The sequence below is a fragment of the Micromonospora sp. CA-111912 genome, from assembly GCF_050948415.1.
Taxonomy (GTDB): Bacteria; Actinomycetota; Actinomycetes; order Mycobacteriales; family Micromonosporaceae; genus Micromonospora.
This window is the reverse complement of record NZ_CP192007.1, coordinates 6,027,218-6,049,178: the sequence shown is the minus strand read 5'-3', so window position 1 is coordinate 6,049,178 and position 21,961 is coordinate 6,027,218. Positions and strand designations below refer to the sequence as shown.

The window sequence follows — 21,961 nt, the reverse complement described above, 5'->3', positions numbered from 1 at the left end:
GGACGAAATCCCACGGGCCGGGCGGACCGCCGCCGGACCGCCCCGGCGGCCTAGCATGAGCGCGTGCCGACCACATTCGTGTCCGGGCCGGTCAAGGTCCGGGTCCCCGCCACCAGCGCCAACCTCGGCCCGGGGTTCGACGCGCTGGGGCTGGCGCTCGGCCTGTACGACGACGTGGCCGCCGAGGTGGTGCCCGATGGCGTCCGGGTGACGGTGACCGGCCAGGGCGTGGGTGAGCTGCCCGACGACGACGCGCACCTCGTCGCCCGGGCGATGCGGGCCACCTTCGACGCGCTGGGCGGACAGCCGTCGGGCTTCGCCGTGGAGTGCGTCAACCGGATCCCGCAGGCTCGCGGCCTGGGATCCTCGTCGGCCGCCATCGTGGCCGGCGTGCAGCTCGCCCGGGCGCTGGTCGTCGACGGCGACACCCGGCTGGACGACGCGGGCGCGCTGCGGTTGGCGGCGGAGATCGAGGGACATCCGGACAATGTCGCCCCCTGTCTGCTCGGCGGCTTCACGATCGCCTGGACGGAGCCGTCCGGCGCCCGCGCGGTCTCGCTGGCCGTCGACGATCGGGTGCGGCCGACGGTCTTCGTGCCCGAGGAACGCGGCCTGACCGCCGTGGCCCGGGCCGCACTGCCCGGCACCGTCCCGCATGCCGACGCCGCGCTCACCGCCGGCCGGGCCGCGCTGCTGGTGCACGCCCTGACCGCCGAGCCGGCCCTGCTGCTGCCCGCCACGGTCGACCGGCTGCACCAGGACTACCGCGCCGAGGGGATGCCCGGCACGTCTGCCCTGGTCGGCGCGCTGCGTGCGGCCGATGTGGCTGCCGTGGTCAGTGGGGCCGGGCCGACGGTGCTGGCGCTGAGCGAGCCTGACCCGGGCTTTTCCGTGGGAACAGGTTGGCGGACTCTGCGGTTGGCAATAGATGTGCACGGAGCACGGGTCGCACGGGGTAGACTTGGACACGCCGAGCGGGACCCTGTTGCCGCAGGTCGGAAGAGTTGATTACGCTCTAGACTTAGCACAGCCGCGAAGCATGCGATCTTCCTGCGGGTCGGCGCACCCCCGAAGCTCTCGGCGGTCAGCCCGTCACTTCTGCTTAAGGCCCACGCCGCACCGCAGTTTCCGCAGGTCGCCGCAGACGGCGAGACCTGCTCACCGATGTTGGTGAGCTGGGAAACCCGACCGGCTGCTGTGTCACAGTCTCCCGCGACGCGTCATGCGAGGCGGGTGCACCGAGGCCGCCCGGCCACCTGCTTGTCGACTCCGGGCAGTCCCGGCCTATCGAGGGAAGGAATCCATTGAGCGACACCACCGACGTGACGTCGGATGTTTCCAACGTCGCTGGCGATGCCGCCGCTGCCGCCCCCGTCCGCCGTCGGCGTAGCGGAACCGGCCTGTCAGCGATGCTGCTGCCGGAGCTGCAGAGCCTGGCCGCGTCGCTCGGCATCTCCGGCACGGCTCGCATGCGCAAGGGCGAGCTGATCAGCGCGATCACCGAGCGGCAGGGCGGCGCCGCTGCCGGGACCCCTCGACCGCGGGCCGAGGTCGCAGCCGCTGCCCCCGCCCGTGAGGAGGTGCACGTGGAGGTCTCCCAGACCCCGTCCGGCGCCGACCAGAACCGGGCCCAGGAGCCGGCCGTCGCCGCGCCGGCCGAGGGCCGGACCAGGGCCCGGCGCAGCCGGGCCACCGCCACTGCCGAGTCCCGGGCCACCAAGGCCGAGGCCCGGCCGGTCGAGGCCAAGCCGGCTGAGACCCGGCCGGTAGAGCCGCGCGCCGAGGAGCCGCCGGCCGCGACCGTGACCGAACCCGCCGAGCGCGGCGAGGGCCGCCGGGAGCGCGGCGAGGGCCGGGGCGGCCGGGACCAGGCCGAGCGTGCCGACCGGACCGACCGTGCCGAGCGGACCGACCGGACCGACCGGACCGACCGGACCGACCGGACCGACCGTGCCGACCGTGCCGACCGTGCCGAGCGTGGCGAGCGGACCGACCGTGCCGAGCGTGGCGAGCGGACCGACCGTGCCGAGCGTGGCGAGCGGACCGACCGTGCCGAGCGTGGCGAGCGGACCGACCGTGCCGAGCGTGGCGAGCGGACCGACCGGACCGAGCGTGGCGAGCGGACCGACCGGACCGAGCGCGGTGAGCGCAACGACCGCAACGACCGCAACGACAGGGGTCCGCGCGTCGACAACGACGACGACGACGAGGCGGGTGGCCGGCGGGGCCGGCGCAGTCGCTTCCGGGACCGTCGTCGGGGCCGCGGCGAGCGTGGTGAGGACGGTGGCGGTCCTGGCGGCGGCGGTCCTGGCGGTGGCGGCGGTGGCCGCGAGCCGCAGGTGAACGAGGACGACGTCCTCGTTCCGGTCGCCGGCATCATCGACGTGCTCGACAACTACGCCTTTGTCCGGACCACCGGTTACCTGGCCGGCCCGAACGACGTGTACGTCTCGATGTCCCAGATCAAGAAGTACGGCCTGCGGCGCGGTGACGCGATCACGGGTGCGGTACGTGCGGCGCGGGACGGTGAGCAGCGGCGGGACAAGTACAACCCGCTGATGCGGCTGGACACCATCAACGGGATGGAGCCGGACGAGGCGAAGCGTCGGCCGGAGTTCTACAAGCTCACTCCGCTGTATCCGCAGGAGCGCCTGCGGTTGGAGACCGAGCCGCACATCCTGACGACCCGGGTCATCGACCTGGTCATGCCGATCGGCAAGGGCCAGCGGGCACTCATCCAGTCGCCGCCCAAGGCGGGTAAGACGATGGTGCTCCAGGCGATCGCGAACGCGATCACGCACAACAACCCGGAATGCCACCTGATGGTGGTGCTGGTGGACGAGCGGCCCGAAGAGGTCACCGACATGCAGCGGTCGATCAAGGGCGAGGTCGTCGCGGCCACGTTCGACCGTCCGCCGCAGGACCACACGACGGTGGCGGAGCTGGCGATCGAGCGGGCGAAGCGCCTGGTCGAGCTCGGGCACGACGTCGTCGTGCTGCTCGACTCGGTGACCCGGCTCGGTCGGTCGTACAACCTGGCGGCGCCGGCCAGCGGCCGGATCATGTCGGGTGGTATCGACTCCACCGCGCTCTACCCGCCGAAGCGCTTCCTCGGTGCGGCTCGCAACATCGAGAACGGCGGCTCGCTGACCATCATCGCCACGGCGCTGGTGGAGACCGGGTCCATGGCGGACACGGTCATCTTCGAGGAGTTCAAGGGCACCGGCAACGCGGAGCTGAAGCTGGACCGGAAGATCGCCGACAAGCGCACCTTCCCGGCCATCGACATCAACCCGTCCGGTACCCGTAAGGAGGAGGTCCTGCTCGCACCTGAGGAGCTGGCCATCCTCCACAAGCTCCGCAAGGTCCTGCACTCGCTGGACTCGCAGGCGGCGATGGACCTGCTGCTCGACAAGCTCAAGCAGACCCGCACCAACATCGAGTTCCTGATGCAGATCGCGAAGTCCACACCGGGGGACTGACCCGGAGGGACTGACGGAAGGGCACGGCCGCTCGCGGCCGTGCCCTTCCGCGTCCCGGGGCAGGCCGGACGGGTCGGCCGACGTGAAGTTTTCCTTCGGTTAAGCCGCTAGGTATTGAAACTTCTGTTCACCGTCGGGTTGACTGACGGTCATGCGCACCCGCAGTCGATCCGTTCATCTCGCCGGCGTCCTGCTGCTGACGCCGCTGCTCACCCTGACGGGCCCCGTGCCGGCCACGGCCGGCCCACCCCCTGCCCCGGCCGGCGGGACCGCCGCCGAGGACGCCCCCCGCGCCTCGTCCGCCCCCGCCGACGCGGTCGCCCTCGCCGGTGACCCGGCCGCGGCCAGCGCCGCCACCCGCGCAGCCTCCGGCGTCGAACCGGCCGGTGGCCTGGAGACCGCGAAGACCGTCCGGCCGGTCGCCCCCGGCCTCGACCTGACCTCCTTCGACCGCTACGACGCCAATGGCTGGCTACGCGCCGACGCGTTGACCGCCGACCTCACCGGCGGGGTCACCGTGGACTACGTCAACTCCGGCGAGGTGGCGAAGGCCGAGCCGCTGCGCGGCGCGGTGGACCGGTCCCGGGCCGTCGCCGCCGTCAACGGCGACTTCTTCGACATCAACAACTCCGGGGCGGCCCAGGGGATCGGGGTACGCGCCGGGGAACTGGTCCAGTCGCCCATCGCCGGGCACAACAACGCCGCCGCGATCAGCGCCGACGGCCTCGGCCGGGTGATCCAGGTGAACTTCGACGGCACCGCCACCCTGCCCACCGGCCCGGTGTCGCTGACCCAGTTCAACAACATGGTGCAGGCGAACGGGATCGGCCTGTTCACCCCGCTCTGGGGCGCGTACCCCCGGGAACGTGCGGTGGAGGGTGCGCAGCGCGTCGCCGAGGTGACCGTGGTCGACGGTCGCGTCGCAACGGTGACCACGGCGGCCGGCACCGGCCCGATCCCCGCCGGCACCACCGTGCTGCTCGGGCGGGACGCCGGCGCGGACGCCCTCGCCGGCCTGCGGCCGGGCGATGCGGTGAGCGTGGCGTACCAGCCGAAGGCATCCGACGGTGGCACCCTGCGCGCGGCGGTCGGCGGCAGCAGCGTACTGGTCCGCGACGGAGCGGTGCAGAGCATCGCCGACGCCTCCCTGGCGCCGCGCACCGCGGTCGGCTTCACCGCCGACGGCAAACGCATGATCATGCTCACCGTGGACGGCCGGCAGGTGGACAGCCGGGGCGTCACCCAGACCGAGATGGGCCGGATGATGGCCGAGTTGGGCGCGTGGACCGCGCTCAACCTCGACGGCGGCGGCTCCTCGACCCTGCTGGCCCGCCGCCCCGGCGAGGCGACCGTCGAGGTGGCGAACAGCCCGTCCGACGGCGCCGAGCGCGCCGTGCCCAACGGCCTGGCCATCTACGCGCCGAAGGGCAGTGGCCGGCTCACCGGCTACTGGCTGCGCACCACCAGCGACCCCACCACCGCGCCGGGCGTCGCCCCGGTCCGGGGCGGCCGGCCCGACCGGGTCTTCCCCGGCCTGACCCGCAGGCTCACCGCCGCCGGCCACGACGAGACGTACGGCCCGGCGGCCGGCACCCCGGCCTGGCGGGCGAATCCCGCGGTCCACGGGCTGGTCGGCCGCGACGGCGTCTTCCGGGCCCTCCTGCCCGGCCGCAGCACCGTCACCGCGTCGCGGGGCGGGGCCAGCGGGACGCTCGACCTCACCGTGCTCGGCCCGTTGGCCCGGATCGACGCCACGACCGACCGGGTCGGGCTGAACCGGGCCGGCGACGCCGCCCTGTTCGGCGTCGTCGGCTACGACGCCGAGGGCAACACCGCCCCGATCGAGCCCGCCGACCTGCGGCTCGACTACGACCGGAGCCTGCTCGACGTCACCCCCACCGAGGACGGCAACCTCTCGGTGAAGGCGCTCACCGACAGCGGCTCCGCCCTGATCACCGTGCGCGTCGGGGCTCGGACCACCGTGCTGCCGGTCACCGTCGGGCTCACCGACGTCCCGGTGGCCGCCTTCGACGACGCGGCGTCCTGGAAGTTCAGCCAGGCCCGCGCCAGCGGCTCCGTCGCCCCGGCGCCGGGCCACACCGGCACCGGCCTGAAGATGTCGTACGACTTCAGCCAGTCCACCGGCACCCGCGCCGCGTACGCCGACCCGCCGGCCTGGATCGAGGTGCCCGGCCAGCCGCAGGCGTTCGGCATGTGGATCAACGGCAGCGGCCGGGGAGAGTGGCCCAGCCTGCACCTGCACGACGCCCAGGACACCCAGCACGTGCTGCGCGGCCCGCTGATCACCTGGACCGGCTGGAAGTACGTCGAGCTCGCCGTCCCGGCCGGGGTGCAGTACCCGGTGCGGGTGCGCCGGTTCTACGTCGCGGAGACCAACGCCGCAGCCCAGTACACCAGCGAGATCGTCATCGACGACCTGGTGGCGAAGGTTCCCCCGACGGTCGACGCGCCGGCCGAGGAGCCGCGCACCGACCGGGTGGTGCTGCGCGACGGCACCGTCGACGGGGCGCCCTGGCGCTTCGCGGTCATGTCCGACGCCCAGTTCGTCGCCGCCGCCCCGGACAGTGACCTGGTCGCCCAGGCCCGCCGCACGCTGCGCGAGGTCCGGGCCGCCAAGCCGGACTTCCTGGTGATCAACGGGGACTTCGTGGACACCGCGTACCCGGCGGACTTCGCCCTGGCGAGGCGGATCCTCGACGAGGAGTTGGGCGGCGAGCTGCCCTACTACTACGTCCCCGGCAACCACGAGATCATGGGTGCCCCGATCGGCAACTTCACCGCCGCGTTCGGGGCCACCTCGCGGGTCTTCGACCACGAAGGCACCCGGTTCGTCACGCTGAACACGTCCGCCGGGTCGCTGCGTGGCAGCGGCTTCGACCAGGTCGAGCTGCTGCGCGACACCCTCGACCGGGCCGCCGCCGACCGGAGCGTCGGCTCGGTGGCCGTGCTGTTCCACCACCCGCCGCGCGACCCGAGCCCGGCCAAGGCCAGCCAGCTCGGCGACCGCAAGGAGGCGGCGCTGGTCGAGCAGTGGCTCGCCGACTTCCAGCACCGCACCGGCAAGGGCGCGCTCGTCGTCAACGGCCACGTCGGCGCGTTCCACGCCGACCGGGTCGACGGGGTGCCGTACGTGATCAACGGCAACTCGGGCAAGAATCCGTCCACCCCGGCGCAGCTCGGCGGCTTCACCGGCTGGACGGAGTTCGGCGTCGACCCGGTCACCCCGGCCGAGGCCGAGCGGGCCCGCCGCGACCCGCTCGCCGAGGGCCCCCGCTGGGTGGACGCCGAGTTGCACGCCCACGTCGACCAACTCGCCCTGACCGCGCCGTCGACGGTGGCGGTCGGCACCCCGGCCCGGGTGACCGCGGCGCTGACCCAGCCGGGCGGGCGAGTCGTGCCGGTGGCCGCTCCGGTCAGCGCGGACTGGTCCGCCTCGCCGAGCGTCCTCGTCGGACCGATCATCGGGCTGAGGCCCTGGCACGTGGCCCGGTTCGACCCGGCGACCGGTGTGCTGACGGCGCTGCGTCCGGGCGCGACGGTCCAGCTCGCGGTGACGGTCAACGGCGTTCGCGCCGAGGCCACCGTCACCCTCACCCGGGCGGCCGCCGCAGCCGCCCGGACACCCGCCGCCTGAGAGGTGCGGGAGGGCCCCGGCCGTCGCGGAACGCGGCGACCGGGGCCCTTCCCGTGCCACGATTCGGGTGTAATGGGAGTGAACCGAACATAAGCCCACGGCGTGCCCGCCGTCCCCGGCCGCCGCGCCCTCCCCGGCCGCCGCGCCCTCCCCGGCCGCCGCGCGGCGTTCCCTCCACCGAGAGGGGGCCGGCTCGCACCGGAATGCGGGGCGGCGGGGCGGGAATGCGGGAGGGGACCGGCACGTTGACGAAGCCGGACCTGCTGTGCGGCCCGCCTGACGGGTCGGCCCACGCCCATGGCACACTGGTCAATCGGCCACCGGTTCCGGTTCACGCCCGAGCCCGGCGCGCACCACGCGCCGGCGCCGCACGGGCGACCCGGCGACCACCCACGAAAGGACCGAGGCGACATGAAGTCAAACATCCACCCGGAGTACACGACCACCGAGGTCAGCTGCTCCTGCGGTAGCACCTTCACGACCCGCAGCACCGCCAAGGGCGGTTCCATCCACGTCGAGACCTGCAGCGCCTGCCACCCGTTCTACACCGGTAAGCAGCGCGTTCTCGACACGGCCGGCCGGGTCGCCAAGTTCCAGCAGAAGTACGCCAAGGTTCAGGCCAAGAAGGCCAAGTAGCTCCACGTTCGGCGCCCGCGTCCGGCTTCCTGCCGGGCGCGGGCGCTGTCCGTATTGCCCCCCCGTCCGGTCCACCATCCCCGGCCGGTCCTCGTCGTCGAAGGAGCACCCCGAGCATGAGCAGTGAGCGGCTGGCCGGCCTCCTCGACGAGTACGCCGAGCTGGAGAAGCGCCTCGCGGACCCGGCCATCCACGCCGACCAGGGCACCGCCCGCCGGGTCGGCCGCCGGTACGCCGAACTGGTGCCGCTGAACAAGGCGGCCGGCGAGCTGGAGCAGGCCCGCGCCGACCTGGTCGCGGCGAGGGAACTGGCCGCCGAGGAGCCGTCCTTCGCGGCCGAGGCGGAGTCGATCGCCGCCGGACTGCCGGCGCTGGAGCAACGCCTCGCCGAGTTGCTGATCCCGCGCGACCCGCACGACGCCAAGGACGTGATCGTCGAGATCAAGGCCGGCGAGGGCGGCGAGGAATCCGCCCTGTTCGCCGGCGACCTGCTGCGGATGTACATCCGGTACGCCGAGCGGCACGGGTGGCTCACCGAGGTGATCGACGCGCAGGACTCCGACCTCGGCGGGGTGAAGGACGTCTCGCTGGCGGTCAAGACCAAGGGTGTCCCGGAGGGCGGCAACGGGGTCTGGTCCCGGCTCAAGTGGGAGGGCGGGGTGCACCGGGTGCAGCGCGTCCCGGTCACCGAGTCGCAGGGCCGCATCCACACCAGTGCCGCCGGGGTTCTGGTGCTGCCCGAGGCGGAGGACGTGGACGTCACCATCGACCCGAACGACCTTCGGATCGACGTGTTCCGCTCGTCCGGGCCCGGCGGGCAGTCGGTGAACACCACCGACTCGGCGGTGCGGATCACCCACGTGCCGACCGGGATCGTGGTCTCCTGCCAGAACGAGAAGTCCCAGCTCCAGAACCGGGAGCAGGCGATGCGCATCATGCGGGCCCGGCTCCTGGCCGCCGCCCAGGAGCAGGCCGACGCCGCCGCCTCGGACGCCCGCAAGGCGCAGGTGCGCACGATGGACCGCTCGGAGCGGATCCGCACGTACAACTACCCGCAGAACCGGATCACCGACCACCGGATCGGCTACACGGCGTACAACCTCGACCTGGCCCTCGCCGGTGAGCTGGACGGCGTGCTGGACGCCCTCGCCGAGGCCGACCGCGCTGCCCGACTGGCCGGCGACACCGAGCTGACCCGCCGCTGACCGGCCCCTGAGCCGCCCCCGGGTCAGGAGGCGCGAGAGCGGGTCTTGGCGGCGAGCATCTCCCGGTCGGCGGTCTCGAACGCCGTGCCGAGCGCGTCGCGCAGGCCCGCGCCGGAGCCGCTCACCTCGGCGAAGCCGATGCTGACCCCGACCGGGGTGCCGGGCACCAGCGACTCCCAGTCCTCCGTGCCCACCGCCGCCTTGATCCGGCGGGCCACCTCGGCCGCCTCGGACATCCCGGCGCCCGACAGCACCACCACGAACTCGTCGCCGCCGTAGCGGGCCACGAAGTCACCCCGGCGCATCACCCGGTTGATCACCCCGGCGACGCGCTGGAGGACCAGGTCGCCGGAGTGGTGGCCGTGCCGGGTGTTGACCGCCTTGAAGTTGTCCAGGTCACAGACGCCGATCACCACCCGCTCGCCGCGGGCCACCACCGCCGCGATGTAGCGCTCCAGCCGGCGCCGGTTGGGCAGCCCGGTCAGCGGGTCGGTGAGCGCCTCGCCCTCGTACCGGGCTGCCTCGCGGCGCATCTCCTCGTGGTCGATCCGGGCGGCGATGCCGTCGATGTAGACGTCCCGCAGCCGGTCGCTGCGCTGGGCGGCGAGCCGGAACGCGTGCCGGTCGGCCCGGTGCGCCGCCGGGTGGTCGCCGGCCCGCCCGTACGCGATGCTGCGCAGCCGCGCCGACTCGGCGGCGCCGAGGGTCTCGTGGGAGACCCGGGCGGTGTCCAGCCGGGTGACCGCCTCGATCGGGTTGCCGGTGGCGATGGCCAGGCACACCTGGCCGAGCTGGCGCATGTCCCGGGCCCGCGCGCTGTCCCCGCCGTGCGCGAGCAGCCGCGTCGGGTCCGCGTCGGTGCCGGTCTCCACCAGGTCGCCCAGCGCCGCCCGCCGGGCGGCGGCGTAGCCGTACGCGACGAGGCTGCTCGGCCGCAGCTGGCCGGCCCGCTCGCCGCGCAGGAACCGGCTCAGGTCGGAGGCGACGTCCCGGAGCACCCGTAGGCAGCCGTCACTGTCGCCGTTGTGGTCGAGGGCCACCGCGTTGCGCAGCCGGATCCCGGGGGCGGCGAAGGTCTCCTCGGGGATGCCGGCGGCGACGCCGAGCTGGCGGGCGCGCTCGATCGCGCCGAGGGCGTACCCGTGGAAGCTGAGGTACGAGTAGGCCATCGCCAGGTCGTGCCAGCCCCACGCGGTCTCCCGGTCCGGGTCGTCCACCGCGCCGAGCGCCCGCGCGGCCTTGACCAGGTGGGTGACGCATCGGTCGAGCGCCCCCTGGTGGTGGGCGGCGAGCGCGGCCAGTGCGTTGAGGTGCCCGTGCAGGTACGGCTCGGCGAGGTCCCGCACGGCGGCGGACGCGTCCTCGATGGCCCGGGTGAACTCGGCGGTGCGACCGAGATTGATCAACGCGGAGAGGCGCTGGACCAGCGCGTCCGCCCGGACGTACGGGTCGGCGGTGCTGTGGATCACCCCGTCGAGCAGGAGGCACGCCTCGGCGGAGCGGTCCACCTCCTGCAGGGTGCGGGCCCGCGTGAGGGCGTCAACCTGGTCGTTGACCCGGTCGAGCCAGCCCACCCGCGACCTCCCTGTCGGTGTGCGCCGACGCACCAGCTCGTGGCGCGCTCCGGCGACGCTTCATGATTATGTCGTGACCTCCCTTCCGCAACACCCGTCCGAAGGGTCAGAACGGCTTCGGCCCTCGGTGGCGGTTGCCCGCGCCGCGCGGACCCTCGCCGCGGCCGGCGTCGAGGCGTCCCGCGCCGAGGCCGAGCTGCTCGCCGCGCACGTGCTGGGCGTACCCCGGGGGCGGCTGGCGCTGGCCGACGGCCTCACGGCCGGCCAGCTCGACCGGTACGACGCCCTGGTCGCCCGCCGGGCGTCCAGGGAGCCGTTGCAGCACCTCACCGGCAGCGCCGGCTTCCGGCACCTGGAGCTGGCGGTCGGGCCGGGCGTCTTCGTGCCCCGGCCGGAGACGGAGCTGCTCGCCGGCTGGGGCGTCGACCGGGCCCGGCTGCGGCCCGGGGCGGGCGAGACGCCCGGGGTGGGCGACGGGCCGCTGGTGGTCGACCTGTGCAGCGGGTCGGGCGCGATCGCCCTCGCGGTCGCCCAGGAGGCGCCCGCCGCCCGGGTGGTGGCGGTGGAACGGTCGCCGGCCGCGCTGGCCTGGCTGCGCCGCAACGCCGCCGACCGGGCCGCCGCCGGGGACCGGCCGATCGAGGTGGTGGCCGCCGACGTCACCGACCCGGAGCTGCTGGCCGGGCTGACCGGGCGGGTGGATGTGCTGCTGTGCAACCCGCCGTACGTGCCGCGCGCGGTGCTCGTTCCGCCCGAGGTGGCGGTGCACGACCCGGACGAGGCGGTGTTCGGCGGGGCGGACGGGCTGGACGTGATCCGGCCGGTGCTCGCCCGGGCCGCCGAGCTGCTGCGCCCCGGCGGGGTGCTCGGGGTCGAGCACGACGACACGCACGGCGCGGTGCTGCCGGCGCTGCTCGCCGCTGACGGCCGGTACGAGGCGGTCGAGGAGCACCGGGACCTGGCCGGACGGCCCCGGTTCGCCACCGCCCGCCGCCGCCGGGAGTCCGCGCCCGTGGCACCTGGTCACGCCGAGGACACCGACGGGCCCCGCACGTGGCAGACTGGCTCCTCGTGATGCTCTACGACTGCCGGTCGCCTGCCGACCGGGACCGCGGCATCGCCGCTGCCATCGAGGCTGTCAAGAACGGCGAGCTGGTCGTCCTGCCGACGGACACGGTCTACGGGATCGGCGCCGACGCCTTCACGCCGTATGCCGTCAAGGCCCTCTCGGACGCCAAGGGTGGCACCCGGCAGACGTCGTCGGTGCTGATCGGCTCCCGGCACACCCTCGACGGGCTGGTCTTCACGCTGCCCCGGGCGGCCCGCGACCTGGTCGAGGCGTTCTGGCCGGGCGCGCTCACCATCGTGGTGGAGCACTCGCCGAGCCTGTCGTGGGACCTGGGCGACGGCGGCACGGTCGCCGTGCGGATGCCGCTGCACCCGGTGGCCCTGGAGGTGCTGCGGGAGACCGGCCCGATGGCGGTGGCGTCGGCCAACAAGCTCGGCCAGCCGGCGACGGTCACCGCCGAGGAGGCCCGTGAGCAGCTCAGCTACGCCGTCCGGGCGTACCTGGAGGCCGGGCCCTGCCCGGACCCGGTGCCGAGCACCATCGTCGACCTCACCGGCGAGGTGCCCCGGGTGCTGCGCGCCGGGGGGATCCCGTTCGAGAAGCTGCGGGACGTCGTGCCCGACATCGTTGAGAGCCGGGTGGGCTGAGTGCCGCCGTTCACCGTCCTGCACGTCTGCATGGGCAACATCTGCCGCTCGCCGATGGCGGAGCGGCTGTTGGCGCTGGCCGTCCGCGAGCGGCTGACCCGGCGCGGCGTCGACCCGACCGGCGCGGACGGGCTGCTGCACAGCCACAGCGCCGGCACCGGCGGCTGGCACGCGGGGGAGGAGATGAACCCGCCGGCCGCCCGGCAGGTGCTCTCCCGGGGCGGCGACGTGGACGGCTTCGCCGCCCGCAAGCTGCGCTCCGACCAGATCGACGCCGCCGACCTGGTCCTCACCGCCACCGCCGACCAGCAGGAGTACGTGGTGGCGCTGCGCCCCGACGCCGCCGCCCGCACCTTCGTGCTGGGCGAGTTCGGTCGGCTGCTGGCGGCGGTGGACGCCGCCGCGCTGCCGGCCGCCGAGCCCGTCCCCGACGCGGTGTACGCGCGTGGGGTGGCCCTGGTCGCCGCCGCGCACGCAGCCCGGCAGGGCACGTCCTCGCTGCGCACCGACGACCTCGACGACCCGTGGGGGCGGGGCGACCAGTGCTTCAGCCGGGTGGCCGACGAGATCGAGGAGACCGTCCACCCGTTGGCCGTCGCCCTGCTGCCCTGACACCCGCCCCCGCCTACCACCGCCCGGTCCTACCGCCACCCGCCCGCCGTCCGACCTGGCCGGGACAGTCGTCCCGCGCGTCAAGTCGGTCGTCCCGCGCGTCCCGCGGCGCGTCGCGTGCTTTTCTCGCGAAACTTGTCCCCCTTTGGGGAAAACCGGGGGCGCCTGGTGGCTTCCGGGTCATTCTGAACGGGTTCGCACGCTGGCTCCTGCGGGGAGAGCTGATGATCCGGGTCCGCCGTCTCGACAAGCTGATGACCATCGTGATCGCCGGGGTGCTCGCCGGGCTGGCACTGGCCGTGGCGGCCCTGCCGGCCGCCCTGGTCTTCGGGATCGGCGTGCGGGGGCTCACCGAGCCCTGGTCCGAGTTGCCCGATTCGCTGCGCACGCCGCCCACGGCCCAGCGTTCCAACCTCTACGCCAACGACGGCACCACCCTGATCACCTCGTTCTACACCGAGGACCGGGTGGACGTGCCGCTCAGCGAGGTGGCGCCGGTGATGCGCCAGGCCATCGTCGCCGCCGAGGACGTCCGCTTCCACCAGCACCGGGGCGTCGACGCGCGGGGCGTGGTCCGGGCGTTCACCGCCAACCAGCGCGACGGCACCCGGCAGGGCGCTTCCACGCTGACCATGCAGTACGTGCGCAACGTGCTGGCCAGCGACCCGGCGCTCACCGAGGAGGAGCGGGCCAAGGCCACCGAGATCACCGTCGCCCGCAAGCTCAAGGAGATGCGGTACGCCCTGGCGCTGGAACAAGAGCTGAGCAAGGAGCAGATCCTCGCCGGCTACCTCAACATCGCCTACTTCGGCGCCGGGGCGTACGGGGTGGCCGCCGCCAGCAAGCGGTACTTCTCGAAGCCGCCGGCGAAGCTCACCCTGGCCGAGGCGGCCATGCTCGCCGGGCTGGTCCGCTCGCCGAACACCGACGACCCGATCAACGGCGACGCCGACGCGGCGCTGCTGCGTCGGGCGTACGTGCTGGACCGGCTGGTCGAGACCGGCAAGGTCGCGCCCGACGTGGCCGCGGCGGCGCAGGCCGAGCCGCTGACGCTGAAGACCAGCACGACGCCGAACGACTGCGCGGCCGTCCCGAAGGGGCACGAGGACTGGGGATTCTTCTGCGACTGGTTCACCCGTTGGTGGAGCGAGCAGCCGGCCTTCGGCGCCACGGCCGACGAGCGGCAGCGCACCCTGCGCCGGGGCGGCTTCCGGATCGTCGCCTCCCTCGACCCGGCCGTGCAGCGGACCGCCACCGAGCAGGTGCGGAAGGTGTACGACGTCGACGACCGCCGAGCCGCGCCGACCGCGGTGGTGCAGCCCGGCACCGGGCGGGTCCTCGCCCTGGCGGTGAACCGGAACTACGGCGTGGCCGAGAACCCGCCGGGCTGGAAGAACCGCCCGAACACGGTCAACCAGCTCGTCGCCGGGGGCGGGGCGATCACCGGCTACCAGGCCGGCTCGACGTTCAAGATCTTCGCCGTGCTCGCCGCGCTGGAGGCCGGCCTGCCGCTGGACACCGGGTTCGACTCCCCGTCCCGCATCGTCACCCGGTTCCCGGTCACCGGCGGCTCCGCCGAATGTGACGGCCGGTGGTGCCCGGTCAACGCCGACCCCGTCGGGATGAACGGTTACCGCACCATGTGGGACGCCTTCGGCCGCTCGGTGAACACCTACTTCGCCTGGCTGACCGAGCGGGTGGGCGCGGACCGGGTGGTGGAGATGGCCGAGCGGCTCGGCATCCGGTTCCGCGCCGAGTCCGACGCCCGGATGGCCCGGTACGGCGCGCGGGAGTGGGGGCCGTTCACCTTGGGGGTCACCGCCACCACCCCGCTCGACCTGGCCGGTGCGTACGCCGCGGTTGCCGCGGAGGGCAGGTGGTGCGCGCCCACGCCGGTGTTGTCGATCACCGACGGCGGTGGCCGGGCGGCCGCCGCCGGTCGCCCGGACTGCCGGCAGGTGCTCGACGTCGACGTGGCCCGGGGCGCGGCGGACGCCGCCCGCTGCCCGGTCGGCGACCAGTCGATGTACCGCCGCTGCGCCGGCGGCACCGCCGCCGACCTGCGCTCCCGGCTCGGCCGGCCGGTGGCGGGCAAGACCGGCAGCTCGGACGGGAACGGGACGGAGACCGTCGTGGCCTTCACCCCGCAGCTCGCCGTCGCCTCGATCGCGGCGAACCCCGACGACCCGCGTGACGCGGTCGGCAAGGCGGTCCAGGCCCGCCTGGTCGACGTAGTCGGCAGGGTCCTGTACGACACCCTCCGGGACGAGCCGGTCCGCGACTTCGTCCCGCCCGGCGAGTCGGTCGCCTTCCGTGTCACGGGCGCCCGCACCGGCGACTGACCTCAGGATCGACGTGGGTTGACGTGGGTCAGTCAGGGGCGGGGCGTTCGGCGTTGCGGGCGATGTTGCGGGCCATGCCGCCGAAGACGACCGCGTGGAACGGGAAGACCGAGCCCCAGTAGGCGTGACCGGCCAGGCCATGCGGGAGAAAGACCGCGCGCTGCACGTAGCGGCTCGCGCCGGCCTCGCCGGGCTCGACGCGCATCTCCAGCCAGGCCCGGCCGGGCAGCCGCATCTCGGCGCGCAGCCGCAGCAGCTCGCCCGGGACGATCTCCTCGACCCGCCAGAAGTCCAGCGCCTCACCGACCTGGAGGCGGTGCGGGTCGCGCCTGCCCCGGCGCAGCCCCACCCCACCGATCAGCCGGTCCAGCCACCCGCGCACCGACCAGGCCAGCGGGAACGAGTACCAGCCGTGCTCCCCACCGACCCCCTCGATCACCCGCCACAGCGCGTCCGCCGGGGCGGCCACGGCCCGTTCCCGCTCATCGGTGTAGACGGTGCCGCCGGACCACGCCGGGTCGCTGGGCAGCGGCTCGGCCGGGGCGTCCGGCCCGCTCGCGGTGGACCAGCGGGTCTCCACCTCGGCGTCGCGGACCTTCGCCAGCGCCAGCGCGACGGCCTCGTCGAAGCGGGTCAGCCCGCCCGGCGGGTCGGGGACGTACCGGGCGATGTCGTGCTCGTGGGCGACCGCCTCCTGCACCAGGCTCTCCACCAGCGGCCGGGCGATGGCGTTCGGCACCGGGGTGATCAGCCCGACCCAGTGCGAGGAGAGCGCCGGGGTCAGCGGCCGCACCGGGACGATGATCCGCCGGGGCAGCCCGGCCACCCGGGCGTAGCGCCGCATCATGTCCTGGAAGGTGAGCACGTCCGGGCCGCCGATGTCGAAGGCCCGGTTCACCTCCGGCGGCAGCGCGACGCAGCCCGTCAGGTAGCGCAGCACGTCCCGGACGGCGATCGGCTGGATCCGGTTGCGGACCCAGCGCGGGGTGACCATCACGGGCAGCCGCTCGGTGAGGTGGCGCAGCATCTCGAACGAGGCCGAGCCGGACCCGATGATCACCGCTGCCCGGAGCACGGCCGTCGGCACACCGCTGGCCAGCAGGATCCGCGCCACCTCCGCCCGGGACCGCAGGTGCGGCGACGAGACCTCGCCGTCGGCGTTCGGCTCCGGCCCACCGAGGTAGACGATCCGGCGTACACCCGCGGCGCGGGCCGCGGCGGCGAAGTTGGCCGCGGCCTCCCGGTCGGCCGCCTCGAAGCCGGCCTGACCGAGTGAGTGCACCAGGTAGTACGCGACGTCCACGCCCGCGAACGCGGCCGGCAGGGTCTCCGGTCTGCGCAGGTCGCCCTCGGCGATCTCGGCCCGCGACGCCCACGGCACGTCGCGCAGCCGGCCGGCCCTGCGGGCCAGACAGCGCACCTGGTGCCCGTCCGCCAGCAGCCTGGGCGCGAGCCGCCCGCCGATGTACCCGGTCGCACCCGTGACGAGGCATCTCACAGCCACCAGTGTGCGGCCCATAGACTTCCTCGTTGTGAAGAACGCGACGAGCACCTTCTGGGGGCCGGACTTCGAGCAGCTCGCCGCCGCCGGTCCGGCGATCGCCGAGCTGGTTGCCGCCTTCGGGGCGTACCACCGTGGCTGAGCGCGGGGTGGACGCGGCGCACGTGGCCGACGACCGCGGCTGGCGGCTGCGCCACCTGCCGGTGCTGCTGGTCGTATCCGCCGTGGTGGCGGCCATCGGCGCGGTGGCCGGCGGCGTCCTCGGCGGTGCCGACGCGGCGCTCGGCGTGGCCGCCGGGGTGGCGGTCACGGTGGTCAGCTACACCCTCACCACGGTGGTGCTGGCCTGGGCGGACGCGCGGAACCCGCAGCTCGTGCTGCCGTTCGGCCTCGGCCTCTACGCCGCCAAGTTCACCCTTCTGGGTGGCGTGATGGTGGCGGTCGCGTCGACCGGGTGGGCCGGGCTGCTCCCGCTCTGCCTCGGCATCGCCGTCGGCGTGGCGGTCTGGACCGGCGCGCACGTCTGGTGGATCAGCACGGTCCACACGCGCCGGACCAGGGCCTGACGCCGCCGGCGTCCCACTGCTCGGCACGACGCGCGAATGTGTCCGATGCCGGTCATTCTCTGGGTGGCGGAAGGGGAGTAGCGTGCCCCCAGACGAACTGCCCGCCCGAGGCCCACACAACGACAGTTGTGCGGGGGGTGAGGCACAGCCTCGTTTTCCCGACTGATATCGTTCGCCCCGTCATGGCTGGTGACCAAACCCCCCGACCCAGCGGCGGCCCGGACGACATACCGACCGGTGCCGGCCAGGGTTGGACCGCGCTCTCGTACCTCATCGGGGGCATGCTCGTCTGGGGCTTCATCGGCTGGCTGGTCGACCAGTGGCTCGACACCGGCGGCATCGCCACCGGGATCGGCGTCGTGCTCGGCATGGCCGGGGGGATCATCCTGGTCATCCGCCGGCTCGGCACGCCTACTTAGGAAGGGACGCGGTGTTCGGACAGGCGAACGTCCTGGCACAGGGCGAGGCAGCATTCCCACCCAGCGTGGACGATTTCTACCTGCCCAGCATCCTCCCCTGGGGTGCGCACGACTCGTACTGGTTCACCAAGATCACGGCCATGGTCTGGATCGCCGTCGGCATCCTGATCATCTTCTTCCTGGTCACGTACCGGAAGCCGCAGCTCGTGCCGACGAAGAAGCAGTGGCTCGCCGAGTCGATCTACGGCTTCGTGCGGAACAACATCGCCGTCGACATGATCGGGCACGCGGGGGTGCGGTTCGCGCCGTACTTCACCACGCTCTTCTGCTTCGTCCTGCTGACGAACTTCTTCGCGATCCTGCCGTTCTTCCAGATCTCGCCGAACTCGCACATCGCGTTCCCGGCCGTCCTGGCCGCGATCAGCTACGTGCTGTTCAACTACATCGGCATCCGCAAGCACGGCTTCGTGAAGTACTTCAAGAACTCCCTGATCCCGCCGGCACCGTGGTACATCCTGCCGCTGCTGATCCCGATCGAGCTCTTCTCGACCTTCCTGGTCCGGCCGTTCTCGCTGGCCGTCCGTCTCTTCGCGAACATGTTCGCCGGCCACATGCTCCTGCTGGTCTTCACGCTCGGCGGCTTCGCGATGCTGAGCGCCAACGCCTGGCTGGCCCCGGTCTCGGTGCTGTCCTGGGTGATGACCATCGCGCTCACCTTCCTCGAGTTCCTGGTGATCTGCCTCCAGGCCTACGTCTTCACGGTGCTCAGCGCCAGCTACGTACAGGGCGCGCTCGCCGACGAGCACTGATCCACCTTGCACCAACCAGTTGTCGTCCCGCGTGACCGTCACGCGTGATAACCAGGAGGAACCCACTAATGGACATCTACGCCGCGGTAGAGGGCAGCACCGCCGCCATCGGCTACGGTCTCGCGGCCATCGGCCCGGGCATCGGTGTCGGCCTGGTCTTCGCCGCCTACATCCAGTCGACGGCCCGTCAGCCGGAGTCGTCGAAGATGACCCTGCCGTACGTCTGGATCGGCTTCGCCGTCATCGAGGCGCTCGCGCTGCTGGGCATCGCGTTCGGCTTCATCTGGCAGGGCACGCTCTCCTAATCCCGCCCCCCTTCGACCGGGAGGTCACCCATGTTCTTCCTCGCCGCTGAGGGTGGTGAGTCGCACAACCCGATCATCCCGATCTGGCAGGAGATCGTGGTTGGGTCCGTGGCCTTCGCCGTGCTCTGCTTCGTGCTGATGAAGTTCGTCTTCCCCCGCATGGAGCAGACGTTCCAGGCCCGGGTGGACGCGATCGAGGGCGGCATCAAGCGCGCCGAGGCCGCCCAGGCCGAGGCCAACCAGCTCCTCGAGCAGTACCGCGCGCAGCTCGCCGAGGCGCGTAACGACGCCGCCCGGATCCGGGACGACGCCCGGGCCGACGCCGAGGGCATCCGCCAGGACATCCTCGCCAAGGCGCGGGAGGAGTCCGACCGGGTCATCGCGGCCGGCAAGGAGCAGCTCGCCGCCGAGCGGGCCACCATCGTGCGCGAGCTGCGCACGGAGGTCGGCACGATCGCGGTCGACCTGGCCAGCAAGATCGTCGGCGAGTCGTTGGCCGACGAGGCCCGCCGCAAGGGCACCGTCGACCGGTTCCTCAGCGGCCTCGAGAGCACGGGGGCCCGCTGATGCAGGCCGCCAGCCGGGAGTCGTACCGGGCCGCGACCGAGCGCCTGGCGGCGTACGCACGGGGTGCGGAGCCGTCGGCGGTGGCCGCCACCGCCGACGACCTGCTCGCCGTCGCCGGCCTGCTGCGGCGCGAGCCGCGGCTGCGCCGGGCGCTGTCCGACCCGGCCCGGCCGGGCGCGGACCGCGCCGGGCTGCTCGGCGACATGCTCCGGGGGAAGGTCGGCGCGGGCGCGCTCGACCTGCTCACCGGGCTGGCGTCCGGCCGGTGGTCGGCGCCGTCGGAACTGCTCGACGGCACCGAGCGACTGGGCGTGGAGGCGCTGCTGGCCAGCGCCGACGCGTCCGGCGACCTGGGCGAGGTCGAGGACGAGCTGTTCCGCTTCGGTCAGGTGGTCGCCGGCCAGCCCGCGCTCTCCGCGGCGCTGTCCGACCCGGTCGCCCCGGTCGAGCGGCGGGCCGCGCTGGCCCGCGAGCTGCTGACCGGCAAGGCCAGCCCGATCACCGTCCGCCTCGTCGAGGTGGCGCTGGGCGGGTTCGGCGGGCGGTCCTTCACCGGTTCGGTCACCCGGCTGGTCGAGCTCACCGCCGACCGGCGGGACCGGCAGGTCGCGTACGTGACCGTGGCGGCCCCGTTGAGTGACGAGGACGAGCGCCGGCTCGGTGCCCGTCTCTCCGCGATGTACGGTCGAGAGGTTTCCGTCAAGCAGGCGGTGGACCCCACGATCCTCGGTGGCGTCAGCGTCCGGGTCGGCTCCGACCTGTACGACGGCACCGTCCTGCGCCGCCTCAACGAGACCCGCAACGCGCTCGCTAAGCGCTGACCGGCGCCCGCTGGCACACCCCGCGAAGCGCCCGGATTGACAGACGCCATTCGGACCGGTCGGTACTAGGTATCCCGGGCCCCTGAAATTTAAGGAAGCAGAGGATGGCCGAGCTGACCATCTCGACGGAGGAGATCCGCGGCGCCCTGGAGCGCTACGTCTCCTCCTACTCGCCCGATGTCTCCCGCGAGGAGGTCGGCACCGTTGCCGACACCGGCGACGGCATCGCCCACGTCGAGGGCCTGCCCTCGACCATGACCAACGAGCTCCTGGAGTTCGAGGACGGCACGCTCGGCGTCGCACTGAACCTCGACGTCCGGGAGATCGGTGTCGTCGTCCTCGGCGACTCCGCGAAGCTCGAAGAGGGCCAGCGCGTCAAGCGCACCGGCCGGGTGCTCTCCGTGCCGGTCGGCGACGCCTTCCTCGGCCGCGTGGTCAACGCGCTCGGCCAGCCGATCGACGGTCTCGGCGACATCGCCAACGAGGGCTTCCGCGAGCTGGAGCTCCAGGCTCCGAACGTGATGTCCCGGCAGTCCGTCGACGAGCCGCTGCAGACCGGGATCAAGGCGATCGACGCCATGACCCCGATCGGCCGGGGCCAGCGGCAGCTGATCATCGGTGACCGCAAGACCGGCAAGACCACGGTCGCGCTGGACACCATCCTCAACCAGCGGGACAACTGGCGCTCCGGCGACCCGAAGAAGCAGGTCCGCTGCATCTACGTCGCCATCGGCCAGAAGGCCTCCACGGTCGCCTCGATCAAGGGCGTCCTGGAGGAGGCGGGCGCGCTGGAGTACACCACCATCGTCGCCTCCCCGGCCTCCGACCCGGCTGGCTTCAAGTACCTGGCCCCGTACACCGGCTCGTCCATCGGACAGCACTGGATGTACGGCGGCAAGCACGTCCTGATCGTCTTCGACGACCTGAGCAAGCAGGCCGAGGCGTACCGCGCCGTGTCGCTGCTGCTGCGCCGCCCGCCGGGCCGCGAGGCGTACCCGGGTGACGTCTTCTACCTGCACTCCCGGCTGCTGGAGCGCTGCGCGAAGCTCTCCGACGAGCTGGGCGGCGGCTCGATGACCGGTCTGCCGATCATCGAGACGAAGGCCAACGACATCTCGGCCTTCATCCCGACCAACGTCATTTCCATCACCGACGGCCAGATCTTCCTCGAGACCGACCTGTTCAACCAGGGCGTCCGGCCGGCCATCAACGTCGGCACCTCGGTCTCCCGGGTCGGTGGCGCCGCGCAGGTGAAGCCGATGCGCAAGGTCGCCGGTTCGCTGCGGCTGAACCTGGCCCAGTTCCGTGAGCTGGAGGCGTTCGCCGCCTTCGCCTCCGACCTGGACAAGACCTCCCGGGCCCAGTTGGACCGCGGTTCCCGCCTGGTCGAGCTGCTCAAGCAGCCCAACTACTCGCCGTACCCGGTGCAGGAGCAGGTCGTCACGGTCTGGGCCGGCACCGAGGGCAAGCTCGACGACATCCCGGTCGGCGAGGTCCGCCGCTTCGAGTCGGAGTTCCTCCAGTACCTGCGGCACAAGCACGAGGGTGCCCTCGTGGCGATCGCCGACAACACGTGGAACGACGAGGTGATCTCCACCCTCGACCAGGCAATCGTCAGCTTCAAGCAGACGTTCCTGGGCAAGGAGGACGAGGCCCGGATCAACGAGGCCCCGGCCGCCCCGCTGGAGGGCGAGCAGAACCGCGAGACGGTGACCCGCTACCGCGGCAACGCCGAGAAGCAGTAGGGCTGA

18 protein-coding genes are annotated in these 21,961 nt (G+C 73.2%); 16 read left to right on the top strand and 2 right to left on the bottom strand.

What is annotated here, in order from left to right:
• The first annotated feature begins 63 nt into the window (after window positions 1–63).
• The 5 genes from thrB to prfA all read left to right on the top strand — a co-directional run bounded on the left by thrB (window position 64) and on the right by prfA (window position 8,978).
• The gene (gene thrB / locus ACQPZO_RS25340) at window positions 64–1,008 is read left to right on the top strand and encodes a homoserine kinase (RefSeq protein WP_433344463.1); all 945 of its coding nucleotides are present in this window, start codon (window positions 64–66) and stop codon (window positions 1,006–1,008) included.
• A 296-nt stretch (window positions 1,009–1,304) separates the two neighbouring features.
• The gene (rho, locus tag ACQPZO_RS25335) at window positions 1,305–3,482 is read left to right on the top strand and encodes a transcription termination factor Rho (protein ID WP_433344462.1); all 2,178 of its coding nucleotides are present in this window, start codon (window positions 1,305–1,307) and stop codon (window positions 3,480–3,482) included.
• 151 nt (window positions 3,483–3,633) lie between these two features.
• Window positions 3,634–7,137 (top strand): phosphodiester glycosidase family protein, encoded by a 3,504-nt coding sequence (locus tag ACQPZO_RS25330; protein ID WP_433344461.1) that lies wholly within the window; start codon window positions 3,634–3,636, stop codon window positions 7,135–7,137.
• Window positions 7,138–7,548: 411 nt separating this feature from the next.
• Complete coding sequence (gene rpmE / locus ACQPZO_RS25325) at window positions 7,549–7,773, top strand: 50S ribosomal protein L31 (RefSeq protein WP_117665559.1); 225 nt, start codon at window positions 7,549–7,551, stop codon at window positions 7,771–7,773.
• Between the two features lie 116 nt (window positions 7,774–7,889).
• Window positions 7,890–8,978 (top strand): peptide chain release factor 1, encoded by a 1,089-nt coding sequence (gene prfA, locus ACQPZO_RS25320; RefSeq protein WP_433344460.1) that lies wholly within the window; start codon window positions 7,890–7,892, stop codon window positions 8,976–8,978.
• A gap of 23 nt (window positions 8,979–9,001) precedes the next feature.
• On the opposite strand, the gene ACQPZO_RS25315 is transcribed toward prfA, so the two are convergent.
• Window positions 9,002–10,552: a GGDEF domain-containing protein gene (locus ACQPZO_RS25315; RefSeq protein ID WP_433344459.1), complete on the bottom strand. Its 1,551-nt coding sequence runs from the start codon at window positions 10,550–10,552 to the stop codon at window positions 9,002–9,004.
• Window positions 10,553–10,625: 73 nt separating this feature from the next.
• Here ACQPZO_RS25315 and prmC point away from each other — a divergent pair, with 73 nt between their 5' ends.
• The 4 genes from prmC to ACQPZO_RS25295 all read left to right on the top strand — a co-directional run bounded on the left by prmC (window position 10,626) and on the right by ACQPZO_RS25295 (window position 15,222).
• On the top strand, window positions 10,626–11,627 hold the full coding sequence (prmC, locus tag ACQPZO_RS25310) for a peptide chain release factor N(5)-glutamine methyltransferase (protein WP_433344458.1): 1,002 nt from the start codon (window positions 10,626–10,628) through the stop codon (window positions 11,625–11,627).
• Window positions 11,627–12,268, top strand: a complete 642-nt coding sequence (locus ACQPZO_RS25305) for an L-threonylcarbamoyladenylate synthase (RefSeq protein WP_433351241.1) — start codon at window positions 11,627–11,629, stop codon at window positions 12,266–12,268. Before prmC ends, ACQPZO_RS25305 begins: the two co-directional genes overlap by 1 nt.
• Window positions 12,269–12,880, top strand: a complete 612-nt coding sequence (locus tag ACQPZO_RS25300; RefSeq protein ID WP_433344457.1) for a phosphotyrosine protein phosphatase — start codon at window positions 12,269–12,271, stop codon at window positions 12,878–12,880.
• Between the two features lie 224 nt (window positions 12,881–13,104).
• On the top strand, window positions 13,105–15,222 hold the full coding sequence (locus ACQPZO_RS25295) for a transglycosylase domain-containing protein (protein WP_433344456.1): 2,118 nt from the start codon (window positions 13,105–13,107) through the stop codon (window positions 15,220–15,222).
• Window positions 15,223–15,250: 28 nt separating this feature from the next.
• Here ACQPZO_RS25295 and ACQPZO_RS25290 read toward each other — a convergent pair whose 3' ends face one another.
• Window positions 15,251–16,720 (bottom strand): SDR family oxidoreductase, encoded by a 1,470-nt coding sequence (locus tag ACQPZO_RS25290; protein WP_433344455.1) that lies wholly within the window; start codon window positions 16,718–16,720, stop codon window positions 15,251–15,253.
• A gap of 137 nt (window positions 16,721–16,857) precedes the next feature.
• Here ACQPZO_RS25290 and ACQPZO_RS25285 point away from each other — a divergent pair, with 137 nt between their 5' ends.
• The 7 genes from ACQPZO_RS25285 to atpA all read left to right on the top strand — a co-directional run bounded on the left by ACQPZO_RS25285 (window position 16,858) and on the right by atpA (window position 21,955).
• Window positions 16,858–17,289 (top strand): hypothetical protein, encoded by a 432-nt coding sequence (locus ACQPZO_RS25285; protein ID WP_433344454.1) that lies wholly within the window; start codon window positions 16,858–16,860, stop codon window positions 17,287–17,289.
• 182 nt (window positions 17,290–17,471) lie between these two features.
• Window positions 17,472–17,708 carry an AtpZ/AtpI family protein gene (locus ACQPZO_RS25280; RefSeq protein WP_433344453.1) on the top strand — a complete coding sequence of 79 codons (237 nt, stop codon included), beginning with the start codon at window positions 17,472–17,474 and terminating at the stop codon, window positions 17,706–17,708.
• Between the two features lie 11 nt (window positions 17,709–17,719).
• Window positions 17,720–18,517 (top strand): F0F1 ATP synthase subunit A, encoded by a 798-nt coding sequence (gene atpB, locus ACQPZO_RS25275; protein WP_433344452.1) that lies wholly within the window; start codon window positions 17,720–17,722, stop codon window positions 18,515–18,517.
• Between the two features lie 68 nt (window positions 18,518–18,585).
• Window positions 18,586–18,822, top strand: coding sequence for an ATP synthase F0 subunit C (locus ACQPZO_RS25270; protein WP_117665579.1), 237 nt, complete (start codon window positions 18,586–18,588; stop codon window positions 18,820–18,822).
• A 30-nt stretch (window positions 18,823–18,852) separates the two neighbouring features.
• Entirely contained in the window at window positions 18,853–19,389 is a 537-nt protein-coding gene (locus tag ACQPZO_RS25265; RefSeq protein WP_433344451.1) for a F0F1 ATP synthase subunit B, read from the top strand.
• Window positions 19,389–20,210: a F0F1 ATP synthase subunit delta gene (locus ACQPZO_RS25260; protein WP_433344450.1), complete on the top strand. Its 822-nt coding sequence runs from the start codon at window positions 19,389–19,391 to the stop codon at window positions 20,208–20,210. Before ACQPZO_RS25265 ends, ACQPZO_RS25260 begins: the two co-directional genes overlap by 1 nt.
• 104 nt (window positions 20,211–20,314) lie before the next feature.
• Window positions 20,315–21,955 (top strand): F0F1 ATP synthase subunit alpha, encoded by a 1,641-nt coding sequence (gene atpA / locus ACQPZO_RS25255; RefSeq protein ID WP_433344449.1) that lies wholly within the window; start codon window positions 20,315–20,317, stop codon window positions 21,953–21,955.
• Window positions 21,956–21,961: the final 6 nt, after the last annotated feature.

Coding starts and splice junctions, on each gene's coding strand:
- ACQPZO_RS25270 (WP_117665579.1), top strand. CDS start 18,586: ATGGACATCTACGCCGCGGTAGAGGGCAGCACCGCCGCCATCGGCTAC.
- ACQPZO_RS25280 (WP_433344453.1), top strand. CDS start 17,472: ATGGCTGGTGACCAAACCCCCCGACCCAGCGGCGGCCCGGACGACATA.
- atpA (WP_433344449.1), top strand. CDS start 20,315: ATGGCCGAGCTGACCATCTCGACGGAGGAGATCCGCGGCGCCCTGGAG.
- ACQPZO_RS25305 (WP_433351241.1), top strand. CDS start 11,627: ATGCTCTACGACTGCCGGTCGCCTGCCGACCGGGACCGCGGCATCGCC.
- rpmE (WP_117665559.1), top strand. CDS start 7,549: ATGAAGTCAAACATCCACCCGGAGTACACGACCACCGAGGTCAGCTGC.
- ACQPZO_RS25295 (WP_433344456.1), top strand. CDS start 13,105: ATGATCCGGGTCCGCCGTCTCGACAAGCTGATGACCATCGTGATCGCC.
- prfA (WP_433344460.1), top strand. CDS start 7,890: ATGAGCAGTGAGCGGCTGGCCGGCCTCCTCGACGAGTACGCCGAGCTG.
- ACQPZO_RS25265 (WP_433344451.1), top strand. CDS start 18,853: ATGTTCTTCCTCGCCGCTGAGGGTGGTGAGTCGCACAACCCGATCATC.
- ACQPZO_RS25330 (WP_433344461.1), top strand. CDS start 3,634: ATGCGCACCCGCAGTCGATCCGTTCATCTCGCCGGCGTCCTGCTGCTG.
- ACQPZO_RS25260 (WP_433344450.1), top strand. CDS start 19,389: ATGCAGGCCGCCAGCCGGGAGTCGTACCGGGCCGCGACCGAGCGCCTG.